This window comes from Terriglobales bacterium, from assembly GCA_035651655.1.
Classification (GTDB): Bacteria; Acidobacteriota; Terriglobia; order Terriglobales; family Acidobacteriaceae; genus DASRFG01.
Genome location: DASRFG010000023.1, coordinates 157543 through 174817, shown reverse-complemented (window position 1 = coordinate 174817; position 17275 = coordinate 157543). Strand labels below are relative to the sequence as shown.

The window sequence follows — 17275 nt, the reverse complement described above, 5'->3', positions numbered from 1 at the left end:
CATCGTGCTACCACTCAGGGCAGACGAACATACCACGTACCGGTATCATCGGTTCGCAACACACGGTAGTTCTGTGCAATGAAATCCACGCTCTCAGGAGTGCCGGCCTGAAACAGATTGCGATCCAGCGCACTGATGAAAATATAAGCTGGGCGTGCTTTTCTGAGCTGGCTCGATAAGCTTCTCCACTGTTCGGGAAGAAATATTTCGATGCCGCTGCCGTTCATTGCTATAGCTGGTTGACGACCGGAGAGGAAATAGTACAGAGGGTGTCCGACAACATATATATCGCCGGCGAGGCTCTCCGGCCGAGACAAGAAACTCACTTCGGCCAGCGCATTTTGATACTGACCCTCAGGAAACCTCGCTTGATACTCGAGCCTGCGTTCTTTGGTAAGCGCAAAACCGTGATGAGCAAGCGCCAGAGTTTTGAGCCCTAATGAACTCAGCATGGGCGAAAACAGCAGCACCATCGCCAGGATGCTCGAGATTCTTGTGGCTCGCCAGGTAGAGATTGGAACGCTTTTAAATAGTTGGCATATCTCGTCAATGCCCTTCGTTGCCAAAAGACCCAAAGGCACGAAAAACAGCATGTAATGGTAACGCCACCAGGAAAGGCACTGCAGCAGGACTACCACGGCGCCTGCGCCCAGCCAAAGCACAAGATTGACGGACAAGAAATCCTTGGACCTTTTCCATGACCACCACGCGCCGATAAATGCCAGGCTAAGTTCGGGCCCAAAATGATAAAGAAACCACTGCATGCCGTCATTCAGCCTGCTCGCGCCAGCGGAAGGAAGGTTGGTAATGGCGCGGAGGGGATAAACCAAAAACGTATAAAAGGCCATTCCCAGGGTGCCTGTCAGCGCGAAGTACACAGTCATTGCCAACAAGGGCAGCAGCACCCCGGCCACAAACGCGCCCGCGTGTCTTACTGGGAACGCAAGTACTGCTGGCGATGATTTGCGCCTTACGTGCATTAGGGCGCTTAGTGCGAAGCAAAGAACAATGGGTAGGAACATGAGCTTCAGCAAAAGAACCATCCCGCCCATGAAGCCACACCAGAAGAAGTTTCGAGTCCCGCTTTCGTGATCGCGCGTCGCACGATAGGCAAACCACAGACATAAAAAGAGCGGAAAACCCACCAGGCTTTCCACCTGGCCGGTCTGGCTGATTCCGGCCACAGCGTAATACACGCCCACGGTCAGGAGCGGAGCCACCACGGACAATACGGGAATCTTGTAGTAATGCCTGCATGTCCTGATTAAGACCACGGAGAAAGCGGTCATGTACAGCAGCTCAAAAAGGTGAATACCAATTTCATGAAATCCAAAAAGCTTGCCTGCAACGAGATAGAAAACAAAAATGCCAGGCTGCTTTATGTCCCAAAAATCGCGGTAAAGGACCCGGCCGCGATTCATCGCCTCAGCGCCGATGGTGAAAAATGCCTGGTCTTGAAAAAAGGGTTGCGTCAGCTGCAAGAGTCCGATGAGGACTATGCCTCCCAGCACCAATGCAGTTGCTCGCCCAAGTTGTCGACTCGGTTCCTGCGATGTACGCCAGGCGAGAACTCTTGTGGGGGTCGAAACTACCTGTTCGATAGTTGCCAGATCTGCTACTGGCGGGAGCGCAACCCTTATCTGCTGTGCTTTGGGCATGACTTACCAGATGAAAAAGTGCATTTGATGTTCCAAACTAGGAAATCGCCGTTTCAACGGCCAGTCACAAGCAATGTGCTCTGTTTAGCAGGTAAAGGATGTAAAGGAACCTATTGCATCGATGGTGACGTCAACCCGACCTACACAGATGACTGAAAGAGGTACTTAGGTTGTAAGTACCTGCAGGTACTAACTAATTTCGAAGAACGTAGTGTGCCGGGGGTGCGAAGTCGAGCTCCTAGTGCAAGAGTTTGCACTTATGGTGAAGCTGTGACGTGGTTACCGCCGAGTTACGCCGGTCGGAAACCGGCATCGGCTTTGGTTTCCAACCACCGTTCTAAAATCCCATAATGTTATATCCGCAATCCACGTAAATGGTTTCGCCGGTGATACCGGAGCTGGCGTCTGACGCAAGAAAAACTGCCGTATTTGCTACTTCGCTGACCTCCACATTGCGTTGCAGGGGAGACCGTTCGGCGTGGCTTTTCATCATGGCGCTCAATCCGGAGATACCCCGCGCAGCCAGAGTTTTGATGGGACCGGCAGATATGGCATTCACACGAATGCGTTTCTTTCCCAGATCATAGGCCAGGTACCGCACCGAAGCCTCCAAAGCCGCCTTGGCAACGCCCATTACGTTGTAATGGGGAACTACTTTCTCCGCGCCATAGTACGTCATGGTGATCATGCTCCCTCCATCCTCCATGAGCGGCACTGCTGCCCGAGCCAGCGAGATGAGCGAATAGACGCTCACTTCGTGCGCGATCCGAAATCCTTCCCGCGTGGTCTGAACAAATTCGCCCTTCAGCTCATCTGCCGGCGCATACGCAATGCTGTGCACCATGGTATGCAGTTTTCCATAGCGTGACTTCAGTTCCGAGAACAGGCGCTCGACTTCTTCATCGCTGGAAACGTCGCAGCGGAATCCTTGCGTGCCTGGGAGGGAGGTGACCAAATCGCTTGCCTCCTGCTCCAAACGCTCATTCTGATAAGTGAGTGCGAGCTGCGCGCCTGCCGCATGCAGGCCTTGCGCTATGGCCCAAGCGATGCTGCGCTTATTCGCCACCCCAAATACAACGGCTGTGCGTCCCTCAAGGCTGTTTCCCATGGATCCCTTCCTTGTTCTAAAACTCGACAGAATAGCAGAGACCCGAGGTTCTAAACGAGCAGCCAGCCAATGCCCTGATCATGATTGCCCATTGTGAGTTCGGAGTACGGATGAGACTGTAAGTATTACTTGCTGGCGGCCGCCTCTGAGATGACCACCGGGCGCGCATCCGCTGGCCAGGTTGCGGTCAAAAACGCGATCGCATATAGGCCACCCACGATGGAGAACGCGTACGCGAGCCCTAGTCGGTGGGCGATCGCGCCGACTAGCGGGCCGAGCGCAAGCTGCAGTGTGGTCCCGATGAAAAAGAATGTGTTCTGCACTCGTCCCATAAAGTGCGGCGGCACGTGTTCCATCATGCTGCTTGAAATGGCGATGCCGCCTACCCCGCGGGCAGATCCCATAATGAGGTAGAGCGCGACCGCGATCGCCAAGAAGCGTGAGAATGGCGCGCAGAAAATACTGGCAGAAAGCAGGGCCATAGCCACCGCAACCGCAGGACGAGCCTTCAGCTTGGCGATTACCAAGGGCGCGTACAAAGCGCTCAGGAAGGCGCCGCTGCCCCATGCGGCATTCAGCCAGCCATAACCCACAGGGCCGGCGTGCAGCACACGATCGCTCAGCGGAGCGCTGACCACACCCTGCGTCATCATGGCGCCGATAAAGAGTGCCCAGCTTATGCCGAGCAGCACCACGTAGCGTCGTCCATGCAGGTAACGAATGCCCTCGCCCAGCTCGTGCCAATATCGCGCGAACGCGGTCTCCGCAGCCTCCACCGCCGGATGTGCTCCGGCGGGACGCTTCACTAAATGCTTTCCCTTGCGAATGGCGAAGTAACATCCCAGCGAGACCGCGTACGTGGCGAAATCAATCAGCAAGACTCCGCCCAGACCGATGTGGTTGTAGACAAAGCCTACGATTGATCCGGCAATCAGCCAGCCGCCCTGCACGCCGGCCAGCAGGAAGGTATTGGCGTGAACAAATTGCGCCTCCGGGGTGAGCTCCTGGATGAGCGCCGTGATGGTAGGCCAGAACATCCAGAAGCCCGCAGCCACCAGCATGGCCATCGCGTAAAGCTGCCATAAGTGGACGCGTCCCGCAAAAGCAAGCAGCGCGATGGCGAGAATAATGACTCCCCGAATTGCATCCAGCCACATCAGCAGATGCCGACGGTCCTCCCGGTCAATGATTACGCCGGTGAAGGGAAGCATCAGCACTGCCGGAATTGTTTGCAAAACCACCAGCGTGCCTAGCGCCACCTCAGAGTGAGTTGCTTGCAGAATGAACCAGGTAACCGCGGCTGAGTTCATTCCGCTGCCCAACATGGAAACCACATTGGCGGCAAACACTAAGCGCAGCTCTCGCTTTTGCAAAATGGTACGCATGAACGATTTCAGTTAGTGATGCAGGCGCGGAGAAGATGCTGCGAGCTTATTGGCGATCTCTGGCACCGCGGTTACTTATTTGTACCGTGAAATTCTGGGCCAGACAATTGCCTTCGAATGGGACTTCAAGGCAAACGCCCTCTTTACGTACGCCTGTGGCCAGGATTGGGAATCTCTATTCGGCAGCCGCGGGCTTGCCACAAGGCATAGACAATCAACAGCACCATTTCTGGTTCAATGGCGTGCCGATAGCGAGGCGAGGGGTGCGCGATGTAGTACGGAATGGGAAAGAGAATCATCAGGCAGGCAAACAGAAAAGTACAGGGGACCTGGTTTCGAAAGCATAGCCACAAACCGACGAAAGCTGCGGCCGCAGAAAGGAAGAACGCCAGGTGCCGGGCCAACCCCAAATTCCAACTGCCAACCAGCGTCTCTTGCGGGTTGCCGATCCAGAAGTACACTGCGCGTTGCGAGCAGTAGCGAAGAAACTGCCCCGGATGTGCGCGGATAAAATCGAAAGCCGCTCGTTGTTCCGCCTGCATATAGGGAAGTTCGCCCACTTCCTGAAATTTCTTCATCTGCTGCGGATCGTTGCCGGGATGTTCCGACCGCGTCCACTTGCCACCGGAAACCTCATTGTTAGCCAGGTGCAGTTCCATCCCGAAATTGTCGCGGACAAAGATGAAGCGCCCGAAAACCAGATAATTTCTCGCCAACCATGGAGCCATCACTGCCACGCAGAGCACCAGCACTAAGGCGACATTCAACGTTGGTTTCTTCCCCAGCACCCGAAGTTTCCACCAAATCCATCCTAGAGAGAAGGGAAGGAATGACAGCATGGTGGGATTCGTAAGCGCAATCAGCCCCCAAAGCACACCGAGAGTCAGCCAGTCGCTTCGTCGCGATTCTTTCACTAGTCGCAAGGAGAGCAGGAAAACAAGGCTCAGAAGAAACGCCGAGAGACTGGTCTCCCAAACCACGCGCACAGGCCAATAGATCGCGTAGGGGAAGAGCGCCCAAGTCCACGCCGCCCAGTTCGCGGGAATCGGACCAAACAGCCGCATGCCAATGCCATAAATCGTCAGGCAGGTGAGGGCGGAGAAAACACTGTTGATGGCAAGAATCACGAACCCAGAGGCCGAGCTATACGCTCCGAAGAGCTTGAACACGCCAGCCATCAGGTACGGATAAAGAGGCGCCTCCCAGGCTGAAGGCCCGGTGGGTAGATCCGTGGGTGAAGCGAATCCCTGCCCCGCCGCAAGCGAGCGCGCGATGCGGCCCATCTCCCACCCAAACTGAAAGTGGTCCCGCCGCGGCGTGATCCTGTAGGTGTGCCCTATACCAATCACTGCCAGACGCAGCAGCAGCGCAACCAAAACAATAAAAACGGGAGATCGGAAAAAACTCTGCCGGATGAGCTCTTCACGGCAATGAGAATCGTTCCCGGGAGTGGTATTTCTTGCATTGTCTGCGACCGTTCCCGGAATGTTCCACAAAGCTGGATGGCTCCAATTTCGCGCTAGTCTAGCACGCCGGAAACTCCGGTTCCGCTCAGTTGCGCGCGCAAATAGCGGCCTCCATCTCGACAATATAGAATCGGCCCTAAATGGCTTCCGTGCACCTTCTTTATCTGGCATGCGATACCCGGGATGTGGCGGTGCAGGCGCTTTACGCGGCCTACTCGGCGCTCGCGTATAAAGGGCCTCTTGACCTGGCAGTGCACATCTGCACCGATCAGCCACAAATTTTCCAGCCCCTGGCTGATCAGCTCCAAATTCACGAGCTCACAGCTGAAAAAGGTCGTATTTTGCGGGGCCCCGGGAATTATCCCTATCGGCTGAAGATTGCCGCCCTTGCTGAAATGGCATCGGAGGTCTCTGATCAACGCATCTTATTCGCCGATTCTGACACTTTTTTCTTTGCCGGTTTCTCTTCGCTGTTCCAACGCATTGATGGACGCAATGCAGTTCTGCATCGCAAAGAGTATTCCGTTCCTCAGAATCCTACCCGGCAACTCCAACGCTTTCGCGAGCGCATGGGAAAATTTCGCTTTCGCGGCAACGCGATTGACCTAAGTGGCGATATGTGGAACTCCGGCGCGATCGGTCTCCACCCATCACAGTTCCACCTGCTGACCACGATTCTTGCCTTCATTGATGCCATCTCGCCGCAATATAAGAAGCAGCTTGTAGAGCAGTACGCCGTTTCCTACTACCTGCAGAAAAATGCGACACTGCATCCCTGCGACGATTTCCTGTTTCATTACTGGTCGCAAAAACGTGAGTATCAGCAGGTGATCGAAGCTCGGCTGGAACGCTGGCGAAGTATGCCGCCCGAAGCAGCCCTGGAGGAATTACGACAGAACCGCATCGTCTTGCCCCCTTTCGCACCGAGGCACGGATTGTTGCGGCGCTTGAGCGATCGCGTCTTCGGCTCGGATGAGGTGCTGGCCGGTAAGAGTTCCGATTAGAATTCCCTCTTGTTGCCGCTTGCTCCCGCTAAAAAACAGCGATACGATGCGCCGGACAGAGACTCCGGGCGGCTGCAGATCCCATCAGAAAGCTGGCCGAAATCCGCCTGGCGGAGGTCATAATGCGTCGCATTCACGCTTCAGCTTTGCTGATTGTCTTATTGTTCGGGACAGGTGCGTTCAGCCAACTGGACAAGATCGTCATCCCCGCCGGCACACCGGAGGACCAGGCACTGACCGCCATCACCAATGAAGCTGACCCCCAGAAGCGCATCGCTATGCTGGACGACTTTGTGCAGAAATTTGCGGCCAATCCGGCAGCCGTCGCCTATGGCAACTGGCAGCTCGAGCAGGCGTACTCCAGCGCCGGAGACAATGCTAAAGCGCTGAGCTATGGAGACAAGGCCCTGGCCGCCTCACCGCGCAATCTCGACATTCTGGTGTCGCAGGCAGGCGTGGCGCAGCAAGCGAAAGAATGGGGAAAAGTGGCCGACTATGCAGTCCGTGGTGGCGAGGTTTACAACTCGCTGGGCAAGCAGACGAAGCCCGCCGATGCGTCGGACGCCGATTTCCAGAACGCGATTGAATCCGAGAAGGCCTCGGCCAAATCTGGGTACGAATTTTTAGAGGCGGCTGGATTCAATGCCATCACTGCAGAGCAAGACCCCAAGCTGCGCATGACCTATATTGAGCGCTTTACGCCTGCCTTCCCAGCATCCAAATTCGATGAGCAGGTCTCGCAGTACGCAATCTACACACTGCAGCAGCTGAACGACTCAGCGCGCCTGCTAGCGTATGGCGAAAAGGCACTGGCAGCTAATCCCAACAGCATTCCAACCTTGATCTTACTGGCCAACGCTTATGCCGAGGATTCGAAGGGGACAAACCTCACCAAGGCGATGAGCTACGCGCGCAAGGCCATCGAATTGGCCAAACCCGATGCTCAGGACGCGGACCGCTCGCGCAAGCTTTCTGCGGGGGTGGCACACTCGGCGCTGGGCTATGCGCTCATGCGTGAGGACAAGACTTTGGCCGCGATTGCGGAATTCAAGTCAGCCACAGAATTACTGAAAGAGGAGCCGAACGCCTACTCCACGGCGCTCTATCGGCTGGGCTACGGATACGCCAAGATCAATAAGCTCACCGAAGCTCGCGCCGTGCTGAATGAAGCCGTCAACATACCGGGGCCTTTTCAGGGGCCGTCGCGCGAACTGCTTACCAAGGTGAATAGCGCCCGAGCAAAGAGCAGATAGCGGAGATCACCGTCGCACCAGCGCATCGGAGAGCAATCGCGCCTTCACCGCCAGATTGCGGGCACGCACCAGATCGCCCTCATCACTGGCCCTGCGCGACTGCTCCATGTACATATTGATCTGGCGCACCATGTCTTGCTGATCGGGCGTCAATGCGCGACCGGTGACAACCTTGAGGTTGACGTCGGCAAGCTGCAGCAGCTGTTGCGTCCCGGCTCGCTGCTCTTGGGCATCCCCGGTAGACATGCCAGGTTGCAGCTGGCCGCCAGGATCGGTGCCGCCGTTGTGGACTACTACTCTGCGCGGAGCTGCAGGATCAAGCTTTGGCTTTGGTCGTTTTGAACTCTTCTTGGAAGACTTCTTGAGCCGGGCAGAGATTTTCTTAGAGCTCCTCTTCTTACGGCTCTTCTTGGTTCGTAGCGCCCGTTTTGTGCTCGTGGGCTTCTCCGCGTCTGTCGCTTTAGGTGCTGGTGGAGTTGGTTGCGGGGGAAGCTGCCCCGGTGACGGTTCCTGGGCCGGGGTGGATTGCGGCGGTGTGATCTGCTGAGGCGCGGGTTCACCCCGCTTCTCCTCGGCGGGAGTTTGGGAAGGCGGAGTCTGGTCCTGCTGCCTCCGGGCAAACAGGAGCGGCTGGAGCAACACTCCAACAACCAGCGCCACCGCAATTAGCTTCCTTTGATCCATAGACATAGCGGCGTGTCTTCTACCAAAACTTAAAGAGATACCTAGTTCAACCGCGCTTTCAGGCGCAAGTTTCGCGCCGGCCAGAACCAATCATTGACTCTTGGCTGCCATCTCCCTCACCGGAGTCACAGGCGACTCCAGCAAAGGAAGAATCAGCTGAAATGTTGTACCTACGTTCTCCTCGGAAGAAAACTCCACCGCGCCATGATGCAGCTGAACGATGCGGTAGGTCATCGGCAATCCGATGCCACTCCCCGCCTTTTTCGTGGTGAAGTAGAGGTTGAAGATTTTGTCCTGCACTTCGGGAGGAATCCCGCTTCCCTGATCGCGAATTTCAACCATTGCCGATCCATCCCGCCGCGCCGCAGAGATGGCCAGCGTGCCACCGCCAGGCATGGCCTGGACGCCATTGATCACCACGTTCAACAGTGCCTGCTTGATCAGGTCCACATCCACGTTGACCGGCAGTTCTTCGCTGGGCAGATCGCGGCGGATGTCAACGCCGTGGCGTTCTGCGTCCGGGGCGGCGAGCAGCACCACATCCTCGATGAGACGCCGTAGATCAGTTTCCGCCAGGCGCAACTCTACAGGACGGGTGAAGTCCACCAGAGTCTGTACTACGCGATCGAGGCGCTGGATCTCACTGCCAATCACGTCCATGTGGCGGCGAGTATCTGGATCCACTGACTGCAACTTCTGCCGCAGCACCTCCAGGTGCACTACGATCGCATTAATTGGATTCTTTACCTCGTGGGCGACTCCTGAGGTCAATCGGCCAATAGCAGACAAGCGACGCGAGAGTTCGATCTCATCCTCTATGCGTCGTACCGATTCGGCATCCCGCATCACCAGTAGCGCGCCGATCTGCTCCCCGCCTTCCTGAATGAAATCTAGAGAGACCTGTACCCGGCGTCCATTCTCGCCTTCGATCTCGCCTTGGGGAATGGGGCGCCTTTGCCGGAAACAGTCCAGGACCACCTGGCCCACTCGGCTCGAATCGGAGAAAACCTCATCCACGTTGTGACCCAGCATTTCACTTCTGGGACGGCCCACAAAACGTTCCGCCGAGGCGCTGACCAGTACCACGCGATTGTCGCGCGTGAACAGCATCAGGCCATCCTGCAAGTTAGCCATGATTTGGTCGAGGTTATCTTTGAGGGCAGAGAAGACCTCTTTCACATCGCGCATCTTCCGCCCCAAATGGGCAATCTTCAGGGTCACCAGACCGTATTCGTCCTTGCGTTCGGGTTCTTCCGGCAACGCGACCATCTCGCCGGCGGTAACGCTATCGAGTCGTTGGCTGATTCTGGCCAACGGACCCAGAGCAAGATTGGAAAGCCCCGCTGCCAACACCAGCGAGATCAGGATGCAAATCGCGGAAAAGATCACCGCTCGCCGAAGGTGTGGCTGGATCTCGTTCTTCAGGAAAACCGTTGATACCCCGACACGCGTGTTGCCAAAGGGAGCTTCATTCAACGTCAACGGCATGCGGACTTCGTAAACTCCCGGTGCGCGGAACACCAACCTCAATTGCTCGCGAAAGCTGGCGTCGCGCAGCCGCGCCAGGTCGGGACGTGGCGGAAGGATTTTGCCGATCAGGTCAGGATCGGTATGCAGAATGGCATTGTTACCAAAATCCGCGATGGCCGCGTCATAGATGATCGGCGAGTTGGCGACGATCGAGTCCATGAAGGTGTTCAGGTTGGCATCGGTTTGGACGCTCTCAATGATGGCGGCGCGAACTGCATCAGGGTTGCTGGTATCCACGCGGGTGCTGCTGAGATCAGGCTGCGCGTCGGTGGTGGCGTCCTGCAACTCGCGGCTCAGGAGAGCGGCTGTATCGTAGGCCGCAATAATGTGCTGCCGCAGCAGCTGAGAAACATAGATGTAAGAGAAGGTCACCACCAAGGCGACGATCATGCCGGTGATGGCGAGTACGAGTTTGGTCTTTAAGCGCATCTTTGCGCTGGATTAGCGAATCAGGTGCCTGCTTCGGCAGAGCTGCCGGCAGCGGCACCACTCCCATACTCCTTCAGCTTATTATGCAGCGTCTTCAGGCTGATGCCGAGGATTTCAGCAGCCCGGGTCTTATTGTTGTTGGTGGACTCCAGCGTTTTCATGATCAGCTGGCGCTCCGCTTCTCCCACCGTGGTTCCTATGCCCAAGTGCAACGCGTTGGGATCGTGGGCCGAGAGCCGGACCGTCGCCTGTCCGAAGCCTGGTGGCAAGTGCTTGGTTTCCACCACTGAACCTTCGCACACGATTACCGCCCGTTCCAGCGTGTTGCGCACTTCGCGAACATTTCCCGGCCAGGAATATGCCTGGAAAAGATTCATGACCGCTTCGCTCACCATCTGCACGTTTCGGCCATGTTTGGAATTCATGTCAATCAGCAATGCCTTTACCAGCTCGCCCAAATCCTCCTTGTGCTCGCGCAACGGTGGCATGTGAATGTTAAAAACGTTCAAGCGGTAATAGAGATCATTACGTAGCTGACCGCTGGCCACAGCTTCCTCTGGTACTTTGTTGGTTGCCGCGAGGACACGAACGTCAACCGTGGTTTCCACTTTGCTGCCCAGACGGCGCAGTTTGCGGTCTTCCAGGACGCGCAGCAGTTTCGCCTGGGTGGCCACCGGCATCTCGCCGATTTCGTCCAGTAGAAGCGTCCCCCCTTCCGCCAGCTCAAAGCAGCCGGTCCGCCGCTCCAGCGCTCCGGTGAACGCGCCTTTCTCGTGACCGAAAATCTCACTTTCAATCAGCGTTTCAGGAATTGCCGCGCAATTGATGGGCACAAACGGCTTCGGTTTTCGTGGGCTGAGCTCGTGAATGGTTCGCGCAACCAGCTCTTTGCCCGTGCCGCTCTCGCCTGTAATTAAAACTGACGCTGTGCTGGGAGCCACCATCTCCAGCAGGCGGAAAATCTCCTGCATCTTCTTGGAGCTTCCCACCAGGGAACCCAAGCTGCCTGTGTCCCGCAGTTTGCGCCGAGTGACTTCAAGCTCTACTTTAGTGCCGCGTAGAGCCGCTACATTCTGCAGGATGGTCTTCAGACGATTGGTGTCAATCGGCTTCTGAATGTAGTCATAAGCGCCCATGCGAATGGCTTGCACGGCGCTGTCAATCGTTCCCTGTGCGGTCAGCAGGACCACCGCCACAGTTTGGGAGTTCTCTGCAATCTTCTCCAGCAGCTCCATGCCGTCCATGCGCGGCATTTTGAGGTCGGTAAGCACAATGCTGGGTGACCAGCTAATCACCTTTTCCCAGCCCTCGACCCCATCGGCTGCGGTTTCGGCGCGATAACCCCAGGCCGACACCAGCTCGGCTAGCCCTCCCCGCTCGTTCACTTCATCCTCGACGATCAGTACCTTCTCTTGACTCATGCCCAGTCCCCATTATTCAGGGTTCCGGGCTGCTGCTGCAACCAGGACAGGCCAGGAATTCGGTAGGACTTTTGGGGTTGCTGGCTGGCGACAAATCTCAGCCTCGGCCGCATCTCAGTTCCGAACAGGTGTGAGAAGGAGGATAGGTTCATGAAATCAGTGTCCATATCACTGTTGGTCTGCTTGCTGATGGTACTCGGGGCGGCAGCACAGGATCCGGCAGGATCGCAGGCGCCAAACGCATCTACTCAAGGTAACCCGCCCGCAGCTAATCCATCGGCTGCGTCTGGTCAGAAGAGAATTGTCTTCAACCCAGGTACCCTTATACCAGCAGAGCTGAGCAAATCCATTGATGCAAAAAAGGCCAAGCAGGGCGATCCTGTAACCGCCAAGATACCCACTGATCTAGGCAGTGGCGGCACGGTCGTAATTCCCCGCGGCTCTAAAGTGATGGGTCACGTCACCGATGCGCAGCCACGCAACGGTGACTCGGGATCGCGTCTGGGCATCGCGTTCGACAAGATCGTGCTGAAAGACGGCCAAGAGGTCCCCTTGCACGCTGTTATTCAGGCCTTGGGGCCTGCTCCCAGCATGCTTCCCGCCGAAGGCGACACCGGTGGCGGTGGCGCTCCGGGGCAACCTGCAGGCGCAGCAGCACCCGCCGGAGGCAGAGCTTCAAGTGGGGGAATGCAAGGCAATACCTCCGCTGGGACAAGCGGCTCAGTGCAGGGTTCTGACACCGGTGCCGCACCAGCAGGCGCTGGCCCGGGCGGTGGCCTCAACGCGAATTCCCGCGGCGCAGTCGGTATGAAGGATGTCACTTTGGCGCCCACGGCCAATACCGCCCAGGGCTCAGTCCTCACCTCCGACCGTCACAATGTGAAACTGGATAGCGGGACGCAGATGGTGTTGCGCGTGGAAAGTCAGTGATGGCGTTAGTCTAGCGGTGCGGGATCGTTCCAAAGGCTGGTCGGAATTCAATTCTGACCAGCCATTTTGTTTTAGCTTGCCGGGTTGTGAGCGTAATAACGCAAACGTCTTTTACAATTCTAAAATCAAGAAGCCAATCTACTGGGGTGCACCGCTCTTCTCAACAGCAGCAGACTCAACATGGGAATGTAGATCCAGAGCACGGCCCATGATCCGACTTCTTGCCACGAAGTCGGGGTGCGAAACCAGCGCCAGATTCCAGCTCCCCAACTTAGACATACCGTAGCCAAAATTTCCTGACGGGTTTTTGGGATCAACCACAAGATGAAGCTGTCGTAAAACCAGTGTTGCGGCGTCAGCGCGCTCAAGAGGAGGAGTTGCGAATCCTCATTCTGCCGCCACAGTGCCAGCAGCAACACTGGTCCAGGTAATGCAAGCAAAGGAACATAGTGAGGGTGGTGGCCTACCTTCGCCCACCACTCGAGTGGCCATGTAGGCATGAGCGCCAGGCTGGCGAGGACGACCACAACACAGCCGATTGCCCCTCGCGTATTCAGTCGCGTCAGGAAGATCGGAGCTCCAAGCTGAGGTTTTGCTGTCGTAACTGGCAACAACCAAGGCAGAAGCGCGCTCGCCATCACTAAGGGTGCCCATTGTACAGTCAGCATCGCCGCCCAATAGGGATAAGCGAGGAAAACCAGCAACCGTGTATAGCTGTATCGCGTTAACCCCCAAGCCAACAGCGCCGAGCTGATGCCGAAGAATACAGCCCCACCCACTTCTGGCTTGAACCAAACGAATGGTATTGCGAAAATAGCCGCCGTTATGGGATAGGATTCATAAGGAAAGAGTGCGTAAGGATTGCGACCGTGCAGCAATTCATTAGCTTCGCGAACCGCATAGCTGAAGTCCGCCGCTCCCTGATTGAAGTGGTGCATCAGTCCCCAACAAAGGACCGTACTCGCTGCGCCGATGGCAAGAGAAGCGCCTGCCCGTAGCCGCCACTTAACGCTACTCATTAGATTCGTCCGCCAATCGCCTTCAGGCGGCCTCCCCCTTTGCCGGACTGACTCCTAAAAATCGAGCATGAATCAGTGGTACGGTGCGCGAAGTTGAATCGTCAGCCGCTTTTGGGCCATTGCGCCGATCGTACCATTCTCGTTGAGACCTTCCAGGAATAGCAGATTGTTGTGTTGCAGTTTTGCCGAGCTGGCGCTCGGCCGCACAGGCGAGGGCCCCTGTGCCCACGCGATTTAGGGCTTCCCCTGCCAGAACGCGGGGCTCTGCCGTAGGCAGCAGCTGAGCTGAGAGTTAGTCCACCCTGAGTCACAGTTTGCGGTGTCCTCAGTCACTTACCGGAATGGGACAACATGAGACAAATAGGACTATGCAGTTCACTCAAGCTGTGGAATTCGACGGAGACTATCGGGAATCAGTTTCGTTACGGGCGAATCATAGGTTCGCATTCCCGAAATGGCGAGAGCAGCCTCAGACTCCGACGACGCACTGCGTTGACATACCGGCTCTTAGCTGGAACGTGTTCTTGTCCTTCCGGAACCACATATTCATTTCGGGAATCAAGGCTGTCAAACAATTCGGCCGAACACCCTTCATTTTGGGCTTAAAGGCTACGCTCAGAGTTACTTCGCGTTGTAGTTTTCAAAATGGAATACAGAGTGCTTGCCAGTCTCTCAACAGGATTGGAAGATTGTGATGAGCGTAACTCCCGGATACGCACCAGCTACGGACGCACGTCGTGAAGCGCACAAGCTGGAAGCGCTTGGAAGGTTAGCCGGCGGCGTCGCCCACGATTTTAATAATCTCTTGACCGCCGTGCGCCTGTATTGCGACCTGCTGCTGGCAGGGCTAGGGCCCGATCACGCACTGTGGCGGCACGCCGAGGAGATTCGGTTGGCCAGCGATCGCGGAGCGGCCCTGATCCAGCAACTGCTCGCGTTTGAGCGGAAGCAAGTTGCCGAGCCCAAAGTTCTTGCTCTTAATCCGGTGCTCACCGGAATCCAAAGCATGCTCACCCGGCTGATCGGTGAGCACATCAATCTCAGCGTGCGCTGCTCTCCGAAGCTGGGAAATGTGAAAGCAGATCCCTTCCAGATCGAACAATTGGCAGTCAATCTGGCTCTCAATGCGCGGGATGCTATGCCGCAGGGCGGCAGCCTGGTAATTCGCACGATTGAATTGCATGTTGATGCCAAACAGGCCAGGCGCCGTCCGCCATTGCGGCCCGGGCACTATGTGACCATTGAAATCACCGACAGCGGCAGCGGCATGGATGCCAAAACCCGTTCTCACTTATTCGAGCCGTTCTTCACTACGAAAGCGAATGGCCGGGGCCACGGTCTCGGCTTGGCAACTGCCAATGAAATTGTGACCCACCTGGGAGGTGCTATCTGGGTGGATAGTCATATCGGGAAAGGCACGCGAGTGCGCGTTCTACTACCGCGTGTGCAAGCAAAACTGGCGATTGAGCTTCCTCGAGCCCGCAGGGAAGCGGCGCCGCGTGGCTCAGAGACGTTGCTCCTGGTGGAAGACGATAGCGCCGTACGCGACTCGGTGAGCGGTGTGCTGCGCCAGTGCGGTTACGACGTACTCACCGCCAGCAGTGGCAAAGATGCACTGCGTGTCTCTCGTAGGCGCCCCGCTCCCATTCATCTTTTACTTGTGGATGTGGTGATGCCGGGCATGAGCGGTCTGGAGCTGGTTACAAGAATTCGACAATCTCGTCCGCAAATGCGAGTGCTCTGCATCTCCGGTTATGGGAAGCAGATCAATGTTGGCCCTATTGGAGTGGCGCTACTGCCAAAGCCGCTTAGCGCCATTCCATTGGCGTGGAAGGTAAGGGAACTGTTAGACGCCGAGGAACCGGGAATTGGTGGGGCTGCTGTTGTACTTCCAGATGCTCAGACGGCCGCCACTGCAAGCAAAAATCATAATCGGAGGAAAACATGCTGACAGCCGAAGCCGCGGGATCAACCGCCCAGATGGAAGGGGCCAATTTTCTGAATCTGCTCATTGTTGATGACGAGCGTTCCATTCGTGAAGCTTGCCGAGAGGTAGGTCAGTCACTCGGATTCAACACGATGATCGCGGATTCCGCGGAACACGCTTATCGGCTGATGGATTCGCAACCCGTTGATGTGGTGTTCCTCGACCTTAAGCTCCCCGGGGCCGGAGGTCTTGAGGCGCTACGGTACACCCGTGAACACCGTCCCGACGCTATTGCGGTGATGATCACCGGCTACGCCACCGTGCAATCGGCGGTGCAAGCAATGAAGAATGGAGCTTACGATTATCTAACCAAGCCCTTCAGTGTGGAGGAACTCCAGCTGCTGTTGGAGCGCATCACCGGGAGTCTAAAACTTAAGACGGAAAACCGAATGTTGCGGGAAAAAGCAAAGTCCAAACAGGGGTTCGGCAACATCGTGGGCCGCTCGCCAGAGATGGAAAAGTTGTTTCGCATCATCTCCAAGGCGGCACACAGCACCCATCCCGTGCTCATCTTGGGAGAAAGTGGCACGGGGAAAGAGCTGGTGGCACGCTCTATCCATTTTTCTGGACCCTATCGTGACCGTCCCTTCATTGCAGTGGACTGTGGCTCTTTAGTTCCCACCCTGATCGAGAGCGAACTCTTCGGATATGTACGCGGCGCATTTACCGGCGCTGCCCGCTCCAAGGATGGGCTGCTGGCAATCGCCGACAGCGGGACAGTGTTTCTAGACGAGATCGCCGAACTTTCAGTGGACTTGCAGGCCAAACTGCTGCGCGCGATCCAGGAAAAGGAAATTCGAGCGGTGGGCAGCACCAAAAGCATGCCTATCAATGTTCGCATTCTTGCAGCTACTAACCGCGACCTGGAGCAGGGCGTCGCCCAGGGAACCTTTCGGCGTGACCTCTACTTTCGCCTGAACGTGCTCACGCTGCGCATTCCTCCCCTGCGCGAGCGGCGGCAAGACATTCCTTTAATGGCAAGCCATTTTTTGGATCGCCTGGCACGCAGCACGGGAGTGCAGCGCACTCTTTCCGATGACGCCCTCAAGGTCATGCTCTCGTATGATTGGCCGGGCAATGTTCGAGAGCTGGAGAACTGCCTGGAGCGCGCAGTCGCCATGAGTTCAGGCCCTGTGCTTCACATAGCAGATATGCCAACCGCACTGCAGAATGCCCAATCTCCCGTACAGCTGGGGGACTCCGGCGATGGCAAGATTCTGCCCATTGCTGAGTTGGAGAGGCAAACCATCTTGAGTGCCATCGAGCAGCTTAATGGCGACAAGCTGCTGGCGGCCAAGCTCCTGGGCATCGGTAAGACTACCCTGTACCGAAAACTCAAAGAGTACACTTCCCAAAACTGACCGCTTTCCCAAAGGCCCGTACCAGTCGGGGAAAGCGCTC

Annotated in this window: 13 protein-coding genes; 5 read left to right on the top strand and 8 right to left on the bottom strand. The window is 56.5% G+C overall.

Annotation, left to right across the window (positions count from 1 at the left end; genetic code table 11):
* Positions 1 to 14: 14 nt before the first annotated feature.
* From VFA76_09190 to VFA76_09175, 4 genes are all read right to left on the bottom strand, one after another.
* On the bottom strand, positions 15 to 1658 hold the full coding sequence (locus VFA76_09190) for a hypothetical protein (GenBank protein HZR32012.1): 1644 nt from the start codon (positions 1656 to 1658) through the stop codon (positions 15 to 17).
* A 337-nt stretch (positions 1659 to 1995) separates the two neighbouring features.
* On the bottom strand, positions 1996 to 2766 hold the full coding sequence (locus VFA76_09185) for an enoyl-ACP reductase (GenBank protein HZR32011.1): 771 nt from the start codon (positions 2764 to 2766) through the stop codon (positions 1996 to 1998).
* A 125-nt stretch (positions 2767 to 2891) separates the two neighbouring features.
* Positions 2892 to 4151 (bottom strand): MFS transporter, encoded by a 1260-nt coding sequence (locus VFA76_09180; GenBank protein ID HZR32010.1) that lies wholly within the window; start codon positions 4149 to 4151, stop codon positions 2892 to 2894.
* 143 nt (positions 4152 to 4294) lie between these two features.
* Positions 4295 to 5647 carry a glycosyltransferase family 39 protein gene (locus VFA76_09175; protein ID HZR32009.1) on the bottom strand — a complete coding sequence of 451 codons (1353 nt, stop codon included), beginning with the start codon at positions 5645 to 5647 and terminating at the stop codon, positions 4295 to 4297.
* A 110-nt stretch (positions 5648 to 5757) separates the two neighbouring features.
* On the opposite strand from VFA76_09175, the gene VFA76_09170 reads away from it, so the two are divergent.
* The gene (locus VFA76_09170; protein ID HZR32008.1) at positions 5758 to 6621 is read left to right on the top strand and encodes a hypothetical protein; all 864 of its coding nucleotides are present in this window, start codon (positions 5758 to 5760) and stop codon (positions 6619 to 6621) included.
* A gap of 122 nt (positions 6622 to 6743) precedes the next feature.
* Positions 6744 to 7874 (top strand): hypothetical protein, encoded by a 1131-nt coding sequence (locus VFA76_09165; GenBank protein ID HZR32007.1) that lies wholly within the window; start codon positions 6744 to 6746, stop codon positions 7872 to 7874.
* Between the two features lie 6 nt (positions 7875 to 7880).
* On the opposite strand, the gene VFA76_09160 is transcribed toward VFA76_09165, so the two are convergent.
* The 3 genes from VFA76_09160 to VFA76_09150 all read right to left on the bottom strand — a co-directional run bounded on the left by VFA76_09160 (position 7881) and on the right by VFA76_09150 (position 11938).
* The gene (locus VFA76_09160; GenBank protein ID HZR32006.1) at positions 7881 to 8558 is read right to left on the bottom strand and encodes a hypothetical protein; all 678 of its coding nucleotides are present in this window, start codon (positions 8556 to 8558) and stop codon (positions 7881 to 7883) included.
* Positions 8559 to 8648: 90 nt separating this feature from the next.
* Positions 8649 to 10517: an ATP-binding protein gene (locus tag VFA76_09155; protein ID HZR32005.1), complete on the bottom strand. Its 1869-nt coding sequence runs from the start codon at positions 10515 to 10517 to the stop codon at positions 8649 to 8651.
* A 20-nt stretch (positions 10518 to 10537) separates the two neighbouring features.
* Complete coding sequence (locus VFA76_09150; GenBank protein ID HZR32004.1) at positions 10538 to 11938, bottom strand: sigma-54 dependent transcriptional regulator; 1401 nt, start codon at positions 11936 to 11938, stop codon at positions 10538 to 10540.
* Between the two features lie 150 nt (positions 11939 to 12088).
* On the opposite strand from VFA76_09150, the gene VFA76_09145 reads away from it, so the two are divergent.
* Positions 12089 to 12868: a TrbI/VirB10 family protein gene (locus VFA76_09145; GenBank protein ID HZR32003.1), complete on the top strand. Its 780-nt coding sequence runs from the start codon at positions 12089 to 12091 to the stop codon at positions 12866 to 12868.
* A gap of 125 nt (positions 12869 to 12993) precedes the next feature.
* Here VFA76_09145 and VFA76_09140 read toward each other — a convergent pair whose 3' ends face one another.
* A complete protein-coding gene (locus VFA76_09140) occupies positions 12994 to 13887 on the bottom strand; it encodes a hypothetical protein (GenBank protein HZR32002.1) in 894 nt (297 codons plus the stop codon).
* 694 nt (positions 13888 to 14581) lie between these two features.
* Here VFA76_09140 and VFA76_09135 point away from each other — a divergent pair.
* Together VFA76_09135 and VFA76_09130 are read left to right on the top strand one after the other, a co-directional pair.
* Complete coding sequence (locus VFA76_09135; protein ID HZR32001.1) at positions 14582 to 15838, top strand: ATP-binding protein; 1257 nt, start codon at positions 14582 to 14584, stop codon at positions 15836 to 15838.
* Positions 15832 to 17235: a sigma-54 dependent transcriptional regulator gene (locus VFA76_09130; protein ID HZR32000.1), complete on the top strand. Its 1404-nt coding sequence runs from the start codon at positions 15832 to 15834 to the stop codon at positions 17233 to 17235. The genes VFA76_09135 and VFA76_09130 overlap by 7 nt, the downstream gene beginning before the upstream one ends.
* Positions 17236 to 17275 lie beyond the last annotated feature (40 nt).